Source organism: Herbiconiux sp. FW305-C-125 (assembly GCF_058783455.1).
On record NZ_JBYSYO010000012.1, the window covers coordinates 26,763 to 41,904 of the forward strand.

Here is a 15,142-nt window from a genome sequence, read left to right on the forward strand (position 1 = left end):
TCATGGCCTCCACCGCGATCAGCACCGCCGCCGACGTCTCCCCCATGCTCGCCAAGGCGGTCGCCGCCGTGCCCGAGCCCGATGCCGTCGACGGCGGCTTGAGCTACGAGCCGAAGTGGGACGGCTTCCGTGGAATCGTGTCGTTCGACGGCGCCGACGTCGTCATCGCCAGCCGCGGCGCGAAGCCGCTCACCCGCTACTTCCCCGAGCTGGTCGAGGCGTTCGCCCGGCTGCTGCCCGAGCCCTGCGTGCTCGACGGCGAGATCGTGGTGCGCTCGGGTGCGCCGGGCGGCGAGAAGCTCGACTGGGAGCTGCTCTCGCAGCGCATCCACCCCGCCGAAAGCCGCATCACCCTGCTCGCCGAACAGACGCCCGCCATGTTCGTGGCCTTCGACCTGCTGGCGCAGGGCGAGCGGTCGCTGCTCGAGGCGCCCTTCGCCGAACGCCGGGCTGCGCTGGAGGAGTTCGCGGCGGGCCTCGGCGACCCCATCCATGTCTCCCAGGCGACGGATGACGTCGAGCTCGCCCGGCGCTGGCTCGTGGAGTTCGAGGGCGCGGGCCTCGACGGCGTCGTCGCCAAGCCGCTGAAGGCGCCCTACGCGCCGGGCAAGCGGGTGATGCTGAAGGCCAAGCACCACCGCACCGCCGACGTGGTGGTGCTCGGCTACCGCGTGCACAAGAGCGGGCAGGGCGTCGGATCGCTGCTCCTCGGGTTGTACGACGCCGACGGTGAGCTCCGCAACGTCGGCGGCGCGTCGGCGTTCAGCGACGCCCGGCGCCTCGAACTCGTCGACGAGCTGGCCCCGCTGGTCGAACACGACGCATCCGGAGCCCCCGTCACCGGCGAGACGGAACGCAGCCGCTTCTCGTCGGGCAAGGACGTCTCGTTCGTGCGGCTCACCCCGACCCGGGTGATCGAGGTGCGGTACGACCAGATGGAGGGAATGCGCTTCCGGCACACCGTGCAGTTCGACCGCTGGCGCCCCGATCGCGACCCGCGCTCGTGCACCTTCGAGCAGCTCGAACGCCCGATCGCCTACGACCTCAGCGACGTCCTGGTCTAACGCTGCCCTGTCGAACGCTGCACGGTCGGACACTGCCCGGTCTGACACCGCGGCCGGCGGGTCACTCCGCGGCCGGCTCCTTCTTCGCCCGGCTGGGCTGCACCCGGGGCGGCTCCCCCGGCATCTTCGGGTAGTCGGGCGGGAAGGGCAGCTCGCCGAGCCCCGCCTCGAGGTCGCGCGCCCACCAGCCGAGCGCGGTCTCCACGCTGCCGGGGTGAGCACCGAACTCCGCCCACGGGTCGCCCACCGTCGCCAGCCGCTCCGGCACCGTGAGGATGGTGAAGAGGCGCGGATCGGCGGTCTCCAGCTCGTCCCAGGTGATGGGGCACGAGACCGGGGCGTGGGCGAGGGCGCGCGGGCTGTAGGCACCCGCCATGGTGCGGTCGCGGTTCGCCTGGTTGAAGTCGACGAAGATGCGCTCGCCGCGCTCCTCCTTCCACCAGTTCGTGGTGACCTTGTCGGGCATCCGCCGTTCGAGTTCGCGGGCGATGGCGATGACCGCGTGCCGCACGTCGAGGAACTCGTGGGTGGGCTCGATCGGCGCGAAGACGTGCAGACCACGGTTGCCGGAGGTCTTGATGAAGGCGGTGAGACCGGCTTCCTCGAGCACCTTCCGCAACTCGATCGCGGCCGGGACGGCGTCGTCGAAGTCGGTGCCCGGCTGCGGGTCGAGGTCGATGCGCAACTGGTCGGGGAAGTCGCTCGTCTCGGCGCGCGAGGGCCAGGGGTGGAAGACGAGCGTGTTCATCTGCACCGCCCACACCGCGGCGGCCGGTTCGTCGATGACGAGCTGCGGATGCGAGCGGGCGCTCGGGTAGACCACCATCACGCTGCGCACGTAGTCGGGTGCGCCCTTCGGCGGGTTCTTCGAGAAGAACTGCTCGCCGTCGATGCCGGCCGAGAAGCGCTGCAGCGCGAGCGGACGATCGCCGTTCGCGGCCACGAACGCGTCGCCGACGTCGATGATGTACTGCGCCAGGTCGCGCTTGGTGATGCCCGGCTCCGGCCAGATCACCCGCGACGGGCTCGAGAGCCGCACCTCGCGCGGCCCGTTCGGCCCCGGCACGGTCAGCATCTCGACTTCGCTCGCCATGCCGCCCAACCTACCGGGGCTACTCCGCGGGGGCTACTGGCTGCGCAGGAGCGGCCGGGGCGGCTGCGCCGGCCGGGGCGCTCTGCGCGAAGGCGGCGCCCGCAGCGGCGCCCGTGGCCCGGCCCGTCACGATCTCGGCGATGTCGATGCCCACCAGGTCTTTCACGATCTGCATCGACGACGCGAGCTGGCCGGCCACGTTCTGCCCGACCTGACCCGCTCCGTCGCCGTCGGAGGAGATGACGGTGAGGTTCGAGATGGCCGACAGGGGTTCGGATGCGGCCCGCACGATCGCCGGCAGCTGCCCGATCACCTGCTGCCGCAGCAGGTCGTCGGCGCGCTGCTCGAGGGCGTCCGCCTGCGCCCGCGTGGCCTCCGCCTCGGCGGCACCCTTCACGCGGATGGAGTTGGCCTCGGCCTCGCCTTCGGCCCGGAGGGCGTCGGCGGCCGCGATACGGCGCGCCTTCTCGGCGTTCGCCGACGCGACCTGGGAGGCGGCGTCGGCCTCGGCGCGCTTCTGGATGGCGTAGGCGTCGGCATCGGCCGCGGCACGGATCTCGGCGTCGAGCTCCTGCTTGCGGAGGCCCACGCGCTTGCCGGCCGTGATCTCCTGCTGCGAGATGACCTCCTGCTGCGAGATCGCCTCGGCCAGCGGCTTCGCTGCCGCGGCCTCGGCGCGCGCCTTGTCGGTCTCCTTCTGGATCTCGGCGTTCCGCAGGTCGAGCTTGCGCTGCTGCTCGGCGACGGCCTGCTCGGCGGCGATCCGTGCCTCCTCCGAGGTCTGACGCGCCACCGACTCGGCCACCTCGGCGACCTGCTTCACGCGCGCCGCCTCCGCGCGACCGAGGTCGCGGATGTACCCGTTGTCGTCGTCGATCTCCTTGATCTGCAGCGTGTCGATCTGCAGACCCTGCACGTCGAGCGACTCGCGCACCGCCTCGAGCACCTGGCCCTGCAGCGCCTGCCGGTTCGTGATGATCTCGGTCACCGTCAGCTGACCGACGATCGACCGCACCGAACCCGACAGCACCTCTTCGGTCGAGGTCTCGATCTGGTCCTGCTGGTTCAGGAAGCGCTGGGCGGCCGCGCGCACCATCGACTCCGAGCCGCCCACCTTCACCACGGCGACGGCGTTCACCTTGATGGTGATGGCATCCTTCGTCTGCGCGGTGGCCTGCACGTTCAGCTGGCGGCTGCGCAGCGACAGCTTGAAGTGCGCCTCGACGATGGGCTTCACGAACACCCGCGAGCCGAACACCACGCGCTGGCCGGCGTTCTCGGTCTCCTCGAGCGCCGGTGAACCCGGCCGCACCGCCTTCTGGCGCGAGGTGACGATGATCGCCTCGTCGGGCTTGGCGACCTTGATGCCGCGCAGCAGCGTGATCAGCACGATCAGAACGATCACGACGAGCACGGCGACGAGGCCGGCGATGAGCAGGGAGTCGAACGGGAACATGAGCGGCCTTCCAGGCGAACGGGTCGGGAGCGGTCGTGTGGTCAAAATCGTTCGGGTCGATTCCGACTACCAGTATGTCGGACCTCGCCGACCACTCGCCCGACCGAGGTGGAGAACTGTGACAAGATGAGGCCGCGCGAAGAACCGTTGGAGAAATATGTCGAGCGACGAGACCATCAGTGACTACGTGCAGCGTCTCGCTGCCGCCCCGACTCTCGACGCCCTGCCCGACATCGCCGATCCGGTCGAGCGGGCTCCGCAGAATCCCCCGCGCCAGATCCAGGAGAAGTTCGTCGGTGCCAACTACGAGGCGGCCTACGCCGAAGCCGAACGCTTCGTCGACCGCGCCTTCGAGCTCTGGCCGGCGGGGGACGTCGAGAGCCAGACGGTGCTCGACTTCGGCTCGGGCTGGGGCCGCATCAGCCGCATGCTCCTCCGCCGCCTCCGCGCCGACCAGCTCTGGTCGAGCGACGTCGACTCGAGCATGGCGGTGCTTCTGCAGAGCACCCTCCCCGGAGTGAACGCGGTCACGAACGCGCCCTGGCCGCCGACCGTCTTCCGCGAGGGAACGTTCGACGCGATCACCGCGTTCAGCGTGTTCTCCCACCTGTCCGAGGAGGCGCACCGCCGGTGGGCCGTCGAGTTCGCCCGGCTCACCCACCCGGGCTCGCGGGTCTACATCACGGTGCTCGAGGCCGAGTTCCTCTCCGTCGTCGCGGGAGCGCAAGCGGCGGTCGCCGCGGGCGAGGCCGACGAGTTCGCCGTCAATCTCGCCCAGGTGGTGCCGGATGCGACGAAGAGCGCCCGCGCGGCGGGTGCCGGCGAGTTCGTGTTCGCCGGGGGCGGTGCCGACGACGACGGGCCGCGCGCACGGAGCTTCTACGCCTGGGCGGTCGCCCCGCGCGCCTGGGTCGAGCAGGTCTGGGGGGACGCCGGGTTCGCGATCGAGCAGTGGGTGCCGACCGGCGAGCTGTTCGACCAGGCCATGGCCGTCCTGGTGCGCCAGGAGGCCGGCTGGAAGCGCCCGCGGGCCAGCCGGAACATCGTGCGGCGCGGCGCGCGCAAGCTCGGCCGCGGGCTGTCGAAGCTCCGCAGCCGAGCCTGAGCGCCCGCGACCGAACCCGCTAACGCGCGGTGTAGCCGCCGTCGAGCGGGAGGTTGACGCCCGTCACCCAGCTCGCCTCGTCGGAGGCGAGGTAGAGCACACCGTAGGCCACGTCGATCGGCCGGCCCAGCCGCCGGATCGACTGGTTGGCGGTCATCATCTCCTCGTAGGCCGGCAGCCCGCCCGGGTAGTCGGCGGCGATGCCCTCGACCAGCGGCGTCAGCACCGTCGAGGGGTGCACCGAGTTCACCCGGATGTTGTAGCGGCCGTAGGATGCGGCATCCTGCTTCGTCTGCATCGTGACGGCGCCCTTGGCCACGTGGTAGGGCGTGAACTCGTCGTTGCCGATGAGTCCGTAGATCGAGGAGTAGTTCACGATCGCGCCGCCACCCCGCTCGATGAGGTGCGGCACCGCGTGCTTGGTCGCGAAGAACACGCCCTTCACGTCGACCGCGAACAGCGCATCCCACTCCTCCTCCGTGACCTCGTGGGTGGGCTTGTCGACGCCGATGACGCCGGCGCAGTTGATCAGGATGTCGAGCCCGCCGAAGGCCGCCACGGCCTCGGCGACGACGGATGCGACGCTCGCCTCCCGAGAGACGTCCATCGCCCAGAACCGGGCGGTTCCGCCGGCCGACTCGATGCCCCGGACGACCTCGGCGCCGAGCGTCGCGTTGAAGTCGGTGACCGCGACCGTCGCGCCTTCGGCGGCGAACAACTCGGCCGTCGCGCGCCCCATTCCCGAGGCCGCGCCCGTGACGAGCGCGACCTTCCCCGCGAGCCGGCCCGTCACGCCGACGCCCCGGCGCCGGCGGTCGCCCGCTCCGGCGACCACAGCAGCGACGCGTAGCCGGCCGCCTCGAGCGCTCGGCAGTGCTCCTGGTAGACCTGCCCGCCGCCCATGTAGACCTGGAACTCCTCGGCCTTGCCGGGCACGTTCTCACCGAGGAACCAGGCCTTCGCCTTCTTGCCCTCGGTGTACATCACCGTCGCCTTGCCGGTGCGCTCGGTCTCGGCGGCCCACCAGTCCTCCGACTCCGGGGTGGCCTCGAAGCGCTCGACGCCGTTCTCCTCGGCCCATTTGAGCGCCCGCTGCAGCCACTGCGCGCCGAGCTGGATGGGCACGACGAGGTTGGAGTAGGGCGTCTGCGGCCCGAGCGACATGAAGAAGTTCGGGAATCCGTTGGCGTTGATGCCGAGGTTCGACTTCAAGCCGTCCTCCTGCCACTTCTCGCGCAGCGTCCGGCCGCCCCGGCCGCGGATGTCGATGTGGGTGAGCGTTCCGGTCATCGCGTCGAAGCCGGTGGCGAAGATCAGCACGTCGAGCTCGTACTCGGTGTCGCCGACCCGCACGCCCGTGGCCGTGATCTCGGTGATCGGCTCCGACGCCGTGTCGATGAGGTGCACGTGCGGCAGGTTGAAGGTGTTGTAGTAGCCGTGGCCGGTGGGCACCCGCTTGCCGTTGAACGAGTAGGTCTTCGGCGACAGCAGGTCGGCGGTGGCCGGGTCTTTCACGATCTCGCGGATCTTCGAGCGGATGAACTCCGCCGCCAGCTCCGACGCCTCGTGGTTCGTGGCGAGGTCGTTGAAGCACTCGTTGGCGAAGTGGAAGCCACCCTCGTTCCACTTCGACTCGAAGATCTCGCGCCGCCGCTCGGGGCTCACCTCGAGGGCCGAGAACTCGGCCGGCTCCATCGCGACACCGAACGGGTGGTTTGCCGCCTTCTCGTAGATGGCGTCGTAGTTCTCCCGCACGTACTGCATCTCCTCGGTCGAGACGCCCTCGTTGGTGGTCTCGACGATGAAGTTCGGGGTGCGCTGGAACACGAAGAACTCGTCCACCTGCGGCGCGATCACCGGCACGATCTGGATGCCCGACGCGCCGAGCCCGATCAGCCCCACCTTCTTGCCGGTGAGGTCGACGTCTTCGCGCGGCCAGTGCGCCGTGTGGTACTTCTCGCCCTGGAAGGTGTCGATGCCCGGCACGTCGGGGTAGATCGCCTGGGAGAGCACGCCCATCCCGCTGATCAGGTACTTGGTGGTGAGCGCCGAGCCGTCGGCGAGGTTCACCGTCCAGAGGTTCGCGTCTTCGTCGTAGACCGCGGAGTCGACGCGGGCGTTCAGCCGGATGTCCTTCCGCAGGTCGAGGCGGTCGGCCACGAAGTTGAGGTACTCCAGCACCTCGGGCCCGGCCGGGTAGCGCTGCGACCAGGTCCACTCCTCGCGCACCTCCTTCGAGAACGAGAAGGAGTAGTAGCTGTACTCGCTGTCGGTGCGCACACCGGGGTAGCGGTTCACCCACCACGTGCCGCCGATGCCGTCCTCGCCGTCGACCACGAGGGTCTTCAGCCCGATCTCCCGAAGATGGTGCAGCAATGCAAGGCCCGAGAAGCCCGCGCCGATGACCACGGCGTCGTAGTCGCGAGAAGGTGTGGTGCTCATGTCAGTTGTCCTTTCGGTTGTTCTGGTACCAGGCGGCGAGATCGGCGATGGCCTGGTCGGCCTCGGGCAGGTTGCCGGCCTGCAACGGGTAGACGTGCTGCATGCCGTGGCCGACGTGGAAGGTGACGTCGACGCCGGCGGCGCGAGCACGCGCATCCAGCCGCTGGGCGTCATGGAACAGCGACTCGGTGTCGCTGGCGTCGATGTACAGCGGCGGGAAGCCGGTGAAGTCGGCGTAGAGCGGGTTCACCAGCGGATCGGTCGGCGACGCTCCGCCGGAGAGGTAGCGGTCGATGTTGCCCTGCAGCCCCTCCCGGGCGATCAGGAAGTCGGTGTCGTTGTTGGTCTCGATGGTCGTGCCGCTGTTCTCCATGTCGAGCCAGGGCGAGATGGTGGCGACGCGGCCGGGCAGCGGCTCGCCCGCATCCCGGAGCGACAGCACGCTCGCGATGGCGATGCTCGCACCGGCGCTGTCGCCCACGGGCGTGATGTCGCGCGGGGCGATGCCCTCGGCGACGAGCGCCCGGTAGACGGCCACGGTGTCCTCGATCTGCGCGGGGTACGGATGCTCGGGCGCCAGCCGGAAGTCGGCCACGAACGCGGTCGCGCCGCACGCCTTGGCCAGATGCCCCGCCATCTTGCGGTGCGAGGCCGAGGAGCCGAGCGCGAAGCCGCCGCCGTGCAGCACGAGCAGCACCTGCGCCGGATCGGCCTCGAGCGGGGTCACCCGGATGCCCGGGACGCCGCCGATCGAGGTGCTCTGATAGGTCACGCCCTCGGGCTCCGCCGTGGCACGCTGCCAGTCTTCGAAGACCCAGCGCATCAGCTGGAGCGACATCTCCGGATTGGCCTCGAACTCGACGGTCCACTCGGCGTAGATCCGGCCGAGCAGGTCGGTCGGTGTGTTCGCTGACATGTGCGATCTCTCCTCATCGTCGGGGAATTCATCCAGGATGACCGCGGAAATCCGCCGCGAAACCGCTTGTCGCAAAATGACGCACCGCTGTCTCAGGGTGAGCCGGACACCCCCGTCGGGCAGCGCCGAGACTGCTGAGTACGCAGGCGTCCGCCACTCAGCGAAGAGAAACGAGGACCCATCTCATGTTCACCAAGAAAGCCCCCGCGATCGCCATCGGTGCGATCGCACTGCTCACACTGGCCGGGTGTTCCACCGGCTCGCTCTCCTCCTCCGGAGACGACTCCGGGTCGACGGCCGCGGCCGGCAGCTCGTCCGAAGTCACCGTCGGCACCGTCGGCGTGCAGGGCGACATCCAGGACATCAGCAACTTCTGCGGCGACAAAGACCTGACGGTCGCCCTCGCCGACGGGTTCGGCGGCAACTCCTGGCGCAAGATCACCCGCGAGATCTTCGAAGAGGAAGCCGCGAAGTGCCCCAACATCAAGAAGGTGCTCTACACGGATGCGCAGGGCGACACCCAGAAGGCCATCTCCGACATCAACTCCCTGGTCGCCCAGGGCGTCGACGTGATCGTCACCTTCGTCGACGGTGGTGAGGCGCTGCTGCCGACCATCAAGAAGGCCACCGAGGCGGGCGTCAAGGTCGTTCCCTTCGTCGGCTCTCCCGGCGGCACACCCGGCACCGACTACGTCGACTTCGTGTCGGAGGACATCAACACCTACGGCAAGAACCTCGCCGAGTGGACCATCGACAAGATGGGCGGCAAGGGCAACCTGGTCATGCTCGGCGGCATCGCCGGCAACTCCTACTCCCAGGCCGTGTTCGACGGCGTGATGGAGGCCGTGAAGGCCAACCCCGGCATCACCCTGCTGAACGAGGACGGCCCGGTCGCCACCGACTGGGAGCCCGGCAAGACGCAGCAGGTCGTGGCGGGTCTCATCACCAAGTACGGCGACATCAACGGCATCGTGGCCGACTACGGCGGAGGTTCGGTGGGCGGCATCCGCGCCTTCGAAGCCGCCGGCAAGCCGCTCCCCGTCTGGTCGGCGAACGACTCGAACGAGTTCGCGTGCCTCTGGTACCAGTACAAGGATGCGCAGCCGACCTACCAGATCGCCACCGAATCCAGCCGCAACTGGGTCGTGACCGCGGCTCTGCACAAGGGCCTCGCCGCCGCCAACGGACTGCCGAACGACGAGCCGTCGACCTACAACCTCGAGATCATCGAGGACTCGACCGACCCGAACCTGCAGCCCAAGTGCGAGGCCGACCTGCCGCCGGACGCCATCCTGTCCTCCGGGCTCAGCATCGACTCGCTGAAGAAGCTGTTCCAATGAACCGGCTCGACGGCAAGGTCGCCATCGTCACCGGCGCCGGGCGCGGCATCGGCCGTGCCATCGCCGAGGCCTTCGCCGAGGAGGGGGCGACGGTCATCGCGACCGGACGCGCCGCCAGCGACGACACCTTCCCCGACGGCGTGCAGTACCAGCAGCTCGACGTCTCGAAGGAGGAGGACTGGAAGCGGGTGATCGCCGACACCATCGGCGCCCACGGGCACGTCGACGTGCTGGCCAACAACGCCGGCATCATCGCCTACGAGACCCTGCACGACCTCACCATGGACGACTGGAACACGGTCGTCGCCGTGAACCAGACCGGCACCTGGCTCGGCATGCGCGAGGTCATCCCGCACATGATCGCCCAGGGCGGCGGCTCGATCATCAACATCTCCTCGATCTGGGGATCGGTCGCCGTCTCCGGGGCACACGCCTACCACGCCACCAAGGGCGCGGTGCGCAACATGTCCAAGAGCGCCGCGATCACCTACGCCAAGGAGAACGTGCGGGTGAACTCCGTGCATCCTGGCTTCATCGAGACGCCGCTGACGGATGCGCAGGCTCCCGAGATCAACGAGTACGTCGTGTCGATGACGCCGATGGGCCGGGCTGGCCAACCGCGGGAGATCGCCAACGGGATCGTGTTCCTGGCCAGCGACGAAGCGAGCTTCGTCACGGGCTCGGAGCTCGTGATCGACGGGGGCTATCTCGCGCAGTGATGCTGCCGGCTGTGTTAGCTGCCGGGCGGCTCGGGCTTCGCTCGAGCTGCCCGGGCGGCGCCGGTCCTTGCCCGGCGCCGCGCGACATGTGAGGGCGCGGTCGAACGGCGCGGCCTTCGGTCGCACCGTTCGGCCACACCCTCACCCTGGGTCGTTGAGTACGGCCCGCGGCTTGCGAGACCGTTCCGCCCCAATTTCTGACTTTTTCTACTCACAAGGAGATGCCGAGATGACCAACTCCGACTTGTATGACGTCGCGATCGTTGCCGACGAGCAGGGCGCGGCCGCTGACGCCTCCGGCGAGCGGCGGTTCGGGGGGAGCGTGCTGCGGCTCGATGGGATCGTGAAGACGTTTCCGGGGGTGCGGGCGCTGACCGATGTCACGCTGGACGTGCTGGGCGGGGAGGTGCACGCGCTCGTGGGCGAGAACGGGGCCGGTAAGTCGACGCTGATGGCCGTCGCATCCGGTGCCCTGGCGCCGAACGAGGGCACCGTCACGATCGGCGGCTACCCGCTCACGAGTGCCTCGCCCGATGAGGCACGCGAGCTCGGGCTCGGCATCGTGCGGCAGGACCCGGCGCTTCTGCCCGACCTCACGGTGGCCGAGAACATGGCGGTGGGCGTCGGGTACAAGCGGGTGGGCGGCCTCCGTCGGGCCGTGGCGTGGTCGCAGGCCCAGCTCGACGGCTGGGCGATGGGCATCGACGCGAAGACGCGCGTGGCCGACCTCTCGGTGGAGCAGCGCTTCATCGTCGAGATCGCCAAGGCGCTCGCGCTCGACCCGAAGGTGCTCATCCTCGACGAACCCACCGAGCACCTCTCCCTCGAGGAGGTGCAGAAGCTGTTCCGCAAGGTGCGCGAACTCGTGGCCGAGGGCACCGCCGTCGTCTACATCTCGCACCGCATCCCCGAGGTGAAGCAGATCGCCGACCGCATCACGGTGCTCCGCGACGGGCAGGTGCGCGGCACCTTCGACGCCGCCGACGTCGACGAGTCGCAGATCGTCGAGCGCGTCATCGGGCGCAAGCTCGAGACCGTGTTCCCCGAGAAGGGCAGCACCACCGGCTCGGTGGGAACGGATGACCGGCTCACCGTGCGCGACCTCCACAGCGACGAGTTCCACGACATCTCCTTCGCCGTCAAGGCCGGCGAGATCGTGGGGCTCGCGGGCGTGCAGGGCAACGGCCAGACGCAGCTCATCCGGGCGCTGGCGGGCCTGGAAGCGACCAGCGGCACCATCGCGGTCGCCGGCCGGCCGGTCTCGAACGGGTCGAACGCATCCGCCTCGGCCGCCGGCGTGGTCTACGTTCCCGCCGACCGCCACGGCGAGGGCGTCTTCCTCCCCCTCTCGGTGGGCGAGAACATCTCGGCGAAGACCCTGCCGAAGGTCTCGCGCGGCGGGATGGTGAGTGATCGCCGCGTCATCCAGACGGCGGTCGAGCAGATCAAGCGGCTCGCCATCAAGACACCGTCGCCACGCACCCCCATCTCCTCCCTCTCCGGCGGCAACCAGCAGAAGGTGGTGCTCGCCCGCACCCTGCTGGCGAAGCCGACGGTGCTGCTGGCGGAGGAGCCGACCCAGGGCGTGGATGCGGGGGCGCGCGTCGACATCTACCGCATCCTCCGCGACGCGGCCGACTCGGGTGCCGCCGTGGTCATCCTCTCCTCCGACGGCGTCGAGCTCGAGGGGCTCTGCGACCGGGTACTCATCATGTCGCGCGGCGCGGTGGTGCAGGAGCTCGTCGGCGACGAGGTGTCGGAGGCCGCGATCGCGCGCGCCGCTCTCACCTCCACCACGGTGCGCGAGCGCACGGATGCCGACAAGTCGGCGCGCGGCGTGAAGCTCCGCCGCTGGATGCGCGGCGACCAGTCCCCCGCCGCGGTGCTCGGCGCGATCTTCCTGCTGCTCGGGGTCGTGGTCGCGGCCACGAACCCGGCCTACCTCGGCGCCTTCAACATCAACAACCTGCTGTTCATGGCCGCCCCGCTGCTGTTCGTGGGCGCGGCGCAGCAGGTGGTGGTGCTGGGCTCGGGCTTCGACCTCTCCGTCGGCCCCTTGATGGGCTTCCTCGTGGTGCTGGCCTCCTACTGGATCGTCGACGGCGGAAACCTCTACGTCGGCCTCGCCCTCATGGTGGCGGGGGCGATCGCCACCGGGGTGGTGAACGGGTTCCTGGTGACGAGGTTCAACATCAACCCCGTGGTCGTGACACTCGCGACCTACATGGCCCTGCAGGGCATCTACCTCGCCCTGCGGTCGACGCCCGGCGGCATCATCTTCGGCCCCATCGCCGACCAGATCCAGGCCCGTATCGGCATCGTGCCCGTCGTCACCATCGTGGCCGTGGTGGTGCTGCTCGTGCTCGAGTTCGCGCTGCGGCGCACCCGTTGGGGCGTCGAGCTCCGCGGTGTCGGGTCGCGCGTGGATGCGGCCGGGCGCCTCGGCATCAAGGTCAAGCGCACCCAGTTCTTCAGCTACGTGCTGTGCTCGTTCCTCGTGCTGCCGGCCGCGGTGATCATGATGGCGCAGATCGGCATCGGCGACGGGCGGCCCTCGCTCTCGTACACGCTCTCGTCGGTCACCGTCGTGGTGCTGGCCGGCGCGTCGATCTTCGGCGGGCGGGGGTCGTTCATCGGCATCCTCGCCGCCGCCTTCCTCGTGCAGCAGGTGCTCAACGTGTCGCCCTTCCTCGGGCTGTCGCAGGCCTGGTCGTACTGGCTGCCGGGCCTCATCACCCTCGCCGCGGCCGTGCTCTACGCCCAGCTCCGGCGGAGCCGGCGGCGCAAGCGCGCGGCACCGATCGCCACCCCCCTCACCGCAGCCACCGACGGGAGCGCATCATGACCTCGCCCAGCACCGACCTCCGCCCCGCACCGCCCGCCACCCCGGCACCGACCGCCCGCACCGTGGAGTCGGCCTGGCGCCGCACCCTCTCGGGCAGCTGGGTGGGCATCGTGGTCGCCACCGCGCTGTTGTTCGCGCTGTCGCCGGTGATCGCCCCCGGCAGCCTCGGCACGGCGCCCCTGCTCAGCATGCTGCCGTTCGCATCCGTGCTGGCCATCGTCGCCGCCGGCCAGACCCTCGTGGTGCAGCAGCGCGGCCTCGACCTGTCGGTGCCCGGGATGATCGCCCTCGCGGCCGTGCTCTCCACCGGACTCCCGCAGAACTACGGGTGGCCGCTCTGGGCGGCGGTCATCGCCGGCATCGTCGGCCCCGGCATCGTGGGGCTCGTCAACGGCATCCTGGTGACGTACTTCCGGGTGATGCCGCTCGTGGTGACCCTCGGCATGAACGCGGTGCTGCTCGGCACGGTGTTCTTCATCGCCGACGGAACGCCCTCGGGGGCGCCCGACGCCCTCAACCGCTTCGCACTCGACCGCACCATCGGCATCCCGAACACGCTCCTCATCGCCGTGGTGATCGTGGTGATCGCCGGGCTCGTGACGCAGCGCTCGATCGTCGGCAAGCGGCTCACCGCGGTGGGTGTGAGCGAACGGGCGGCGGCGGCTCTGGGCATCCGTGTGAACGCCTACCAGATGTTCGCCTACGCGTTCGCCGGGCTCTGCTACGGCGCGGGCGGCGTGCTGCTCGCGGGCTACACGAAGACCCCGGCCCTCTTCCTCGGCGACTCGTACCTGCTGCCCTCCGTGGCCGCGGTGGTGCTCGGCGGCACCGCCCTCACCGGCGGCCTCGCGAGCGTGGTCTCGACCGGAATCGCGGCCCTCTTCCTCACCCAGCTCGGCCAGCTGCTGCGCTCCCTCGGCTGGCAGGACGCCCTGCAGCTCATCGCGCAAGCCGTCGTCCTCATCGCGGTCGTGCTCCTCCGCGAACTCGTCCCCGTCGCCGTCCGCCGCGCGAGAGCCCGGCGCGAGGTCGCGCGAAGTGTCGCTCCGGCGCCCGAGTAGCAGCAGCTAGCGCGACCTCGCGTGGGCCTGCTCGATGATGTCGAGCACCGCGAGAGAGTCGCGGGGGTCGACGGGCAGGGGTGCTCCCGTGGTGAGGGCCTCCGCGAGCTCGCGGTAGAACGCGGGGTACGCGCCGCGCTCCAGCGGCACCGCGCTCGTCGACCCGGGTGAGCGGAGAAGACCGTCGGATGCGCCGGACCCGTACCCCGGGTCGGCCGGCGTCAGCCCGGCCTTCAGCTGAGCCTCCTGCGGGTCGAGTCCCTCGGTCTCGAAGACCGCACGCGACCCCACCACGCGGAACCGCGGCCGGTTCGCCGGGGCCACCGCGCTGAACCACAGCCGGCTCCGCACCCCGTTCTCGTGCCGCAGGCTCACGAAGCTGTCGTCATCGGTGACGGCACCGGCCCGCCGGCGATCGAGCTCCGCGTGCACCCCACCGGGCGCGACGGGCCCGAACAGGGCGATCGCCTGGTCGATGAGGTGCGGCCCCAGATCGAACAGGATGCCCCCACCCCGCTCGGCCCCGGCCGTCTCCTTCCACTTGCTGCTGATCTCCGGCTTCCACCACTCGAACGCCGACTCGAACTGCCGCACCTCCCCCAGCACCCCCGCCCCCACCATCGCGCGCACGGTGAGAAAGTCCCCATCCCACCGCCGATTCTGAAACACCGAGACCCGCCGCCCCACCCTTTCGGCATGCGCGATCACCTCCCGCCCCTCCGCAGCACTCACCGCAAAAGGCTTGTCCACCACAACGTCCAGCCCCGCCTCCAGCGCCCGATGCGCCAGCGGCCCGTGCGTCTCATTGGGACTGGCAATCACCACGAGATCGAGCTCCCCCGCCTCCGCGAACACGGTATCCACATCCGCCACCACCACGTCAGACCCGTAACGAGCGCGCGCCCCGTCGGCCCGCTCAGGATTCCCGGTCACGATCATCCGGAGTTCGTACGACTCATCCCCCGCGATGAGCGGCGCGTGGAACACGCGCCCTCCCGTCCCGTATCCAATGACGGCAGTGCGAATAACGTCCCGACTCATCCCCCAAGGCTACGCTGCCCGTCACGCGAAGCGGAGGGCGGCGGGTTTCGTGCTCCCGCC

12 protein-coding genes are annotated in these 15,142 nt (G+C 69.9%); 6 read left to right on the forward strand and 6 right to left on the reverse strand.

What is annotated here, in order from left to right:
• Window positions 1-2 precede the first annotated feature (2 nt).
• Window positions 3-1,064, forward strand: coding sequence for an ATP-dependent DNA ligase (locus tag AC3WLB_RS21050; protein WP_492509398.1), 1,062 nt, complete (start codon window positions 3-5; stop codon window positions 1,062-1,064).
• 61 nt (window positions 1,065-1,125) lie between these two features.
• Here AC3WLB_RS21050 and ligD read toward each other — a convergent pair whose 3' ends face one another.
• Both ligD and AC3WLB_RS21060 read right to left on the reverse strand, forming a co-directional pair.
• Window positions 1,126-2,157 (reverse strand): non-homologous end-joining DNA ligase, encoded by a 1,032-nt coding sequence (ligD, locus tag AC3WLB_RS21055; protein WP_492509399.1) that lies wholly within the window; start codon window positions 2,155-2,157, stop codon window positions 1,126-1,128.
• A 19-nt stretch (window positions 2,158-2,176) separates the two neighbouring features.
• Window positions 2,177-3,613, reverse strand: a complete 1,437-nt coding sequence (locus AC3WLB_RS21060; protein ID WP_492509400.1) for an SPFH domain-containing protein — start codon at window positions 3,611-3,613, stop codon at window positions 2,177-2,179.
• Between the two features lie 157 nt (window positions 3,614-3,770).
• Between AC3WLB_RS21060 and AC3WLB_RS21065 the strand changes: the two genes are divergently transcribed.
• Window positions 3,771-4,718, forward strand: a complete 948-nt coding sequence (locus tag AC3WLB_RS21065) for a class I SAM-dependent methyltransferase (RefSeq protein WP_492509402.1) — start codon at window positions 3,771-3,773, stop codon at window positions 4,716-4,718.
• A 19-nt stretch (window positions 4,719-4,737) separates the two neighbouring features.
• Here the strand turns inward: AC3WLB_RS21065 and AC3WLB_RS21070 are convergent, their stop codons facing one another.
• From AC3WLB_RS21070 to AC3WLB_RS21080, 3 genes are read right to left on the reverse strand one after another with little or no spacing between them, the layout of a single operon-like run.
• Window positions 4,738-5,511, reverse strand: coding sequence for a glucose 1-dehydrogenase (locus tag AC3WLB_RS21070; protein WP_031282351.1), 774 nt, complete (start codon window positions 5,509-5,511; stop codon window positions 4,738-4,740).
• A complete protein-coding gene (locus AC3WLB_RS21075; protein ID WP_492509404.1) occupies window positions 5,508-7,160 on the reverse strand; it encodes a flavin-containing monooxygenase in 1,653 nt (550 codons plus the stop codon). The genes AC3WLB_RS21070 and AC3WLB_RS21075 overlap by 4 nt, the downstream gene beginning before the upstream one ends.
• 1 nt (window position 7,161) lies before the next feature.
• Window positions 7,162-8,076, reverse strand: a complete 915-nt coding sequence (locus tag AC3WLB_RS21080; RefSeq protein WP_022896438.1) for an alpha/beta hydrolase — start codon at window positions 8,074-8,076, stop codon at window positions 7,162-7,164.
• A gap of 185 nt (window positions 8,077-8,261) precedes the next feature.
• Here AC3WLB_RS21080 and AC3WLB_RS21085 point away from each other — a divergent pair, with 185 nt between their 5' ends.
• From AC3WLB_RS21085 to AC3WLB_RS21100, 4 genes are all read left to right on the forward strand, one after another.
• On the forward strand, window positions 8,262-9,416 hold the full coding sequence (locus AC3WLB_RS21085) for an ABC transporter substrate-binding protein (RefSeq protein ID WP_022896437.1): 1,155 nt from the start codon (window positions 8,262-8,264) through the stop codon (window positions 9,414-9,416).
• Window positions 9,413-10,135: an SDR family NAD(P)-dependent oxidoreductase gene (locus AC3WLB_RS21090; RefSeq protein WP_492509406.1), complete on the forward strand. Its 723-nt coding sequence runs from the start codon at window positions 9,413-9,415 to the stop codon at window positions 10,133-10,135. The genes AC3WLB_RS21085 and AC3WLB_RS21090 overlap by 4 nt, the downstream gene beginning before the upstream one ends.
• Before the next feature lie 229 nt (window positions 10,136-10,364).
• Entirely contained in the window at window positions 10,365-12,980 is a 2,616-nt protein-coding gene (locus AC3WLB_RS21095) for an ATP-binding cassette domain-containing protein (protein ID WP_492509408.1), read from the forward strand.
• A complete protein-coding gene (locus AC3WLB_RS21100) occupies window positions 12,977-14,041 on the forward strand; it encodes an ABC transporter permease (protein WP_492509410.1) in 1,065 nt (354 codons plus the stop codon). Before AC3WLB_RS21095 ends, AC3WLB_RS21100 begins: the two co-directional genes overlap by 4 nt.
• Window positions 14,042-14,047: 6 nt before the next feature.
• Here the strand turns inward: AC3WLB_RS21100 and AC3WLB_RS21105 are convergent, their stop codons facing one another.
• Window positions 14,048-15,082, reverse strand: coding sequence for a Gfo/Idh/MocA family protein (locus AC3WLB_RS21105; RefSeq protein WP_492509412.1), 1,035 nt, complete (start codon window positions 15,080-15,082; stop codon window positions 14,048-14,050).
• Between the last annotated feature and the right edge of the window lie 60 nt (window positions 15,083-15,142).

Coding starts and splice junctions, on each gene's coding strand:
- ligD (WP_492509399.1), bottom strand. CDS start 2,157: ATGGCGAGCGAAGTCGAGATGCTGACCGTGCCGGGGCCGAACGGGCCG.
- AC3WLB_RS21050 (WP_492509398.1), top strand. CDS start 3: ATGGCCTCCACCGCGATCAGCACCGCCGCCGACGTCTCCCCCATGCTC.
- AC3WLB_RS21075 (WP_492509404.1), bottom strand. CDS start 7,160: ATGAGCACCACACCTTCTCGCGACTACGACGCCGTGGTCATCGGCGCG.
- AC3WLB_RS21085 (WP_022896437.1), top strand. CDS start 8,262: ATGTTCACCAAGAAAGCCCCCGCGATCGCCATCGGTGCGATCGCACTG.
- AC3WLB_RS21095 (WP_492509408.1), top strand. CDS start 10,365: ATGACCAACTCCGACTTGTATGACGTCGCGATCGTTGCCGACGAGCAG.
- AC3WLB_RS21100 (WP_492509410.1), top strand. CDS start 12,977: ATGACCTCGCCCAGCACCGACCTCCGCCCCGCACCGCCCGCCACCCCG.
- AC3WLB_RS21060 (WP_492509400.1), bottom strand. CDS start 3,613: ATGTTCCCGTTCGACTCCCTGCTCATCGCCGGCCTCGTCGCCGTGCTC.
- AC3WLB_RS21105 (WP_492509412.1), bottom strand. CDS start 15,082: ATGAGTCGGGACGTTATTCGCACTGCCGTCATTGGATACGGGACGGGA.
- AC3WLB_RS21065 (WP_492509402.1), top strand. CDS start 3,771: ATGTCGAGCGACGAGACCATCAGTGACTACGTGCAGCGTCTCGCTGCC.
- AC3WLB_RS21090 (WP_492509406.1), top strand. CDS start 9,413: ATGAACCGGCTCGACGGCAAGGTCGCCATCGTCACCGGCGCCGGGCGC.
- AC3WLB_RS21080 (WP_022896438.1), bottom strand. CDS start 8,076: ATGTCAGCGAACACACCGACCGACCTGCTCGGCCGGATCTACGCCGAG.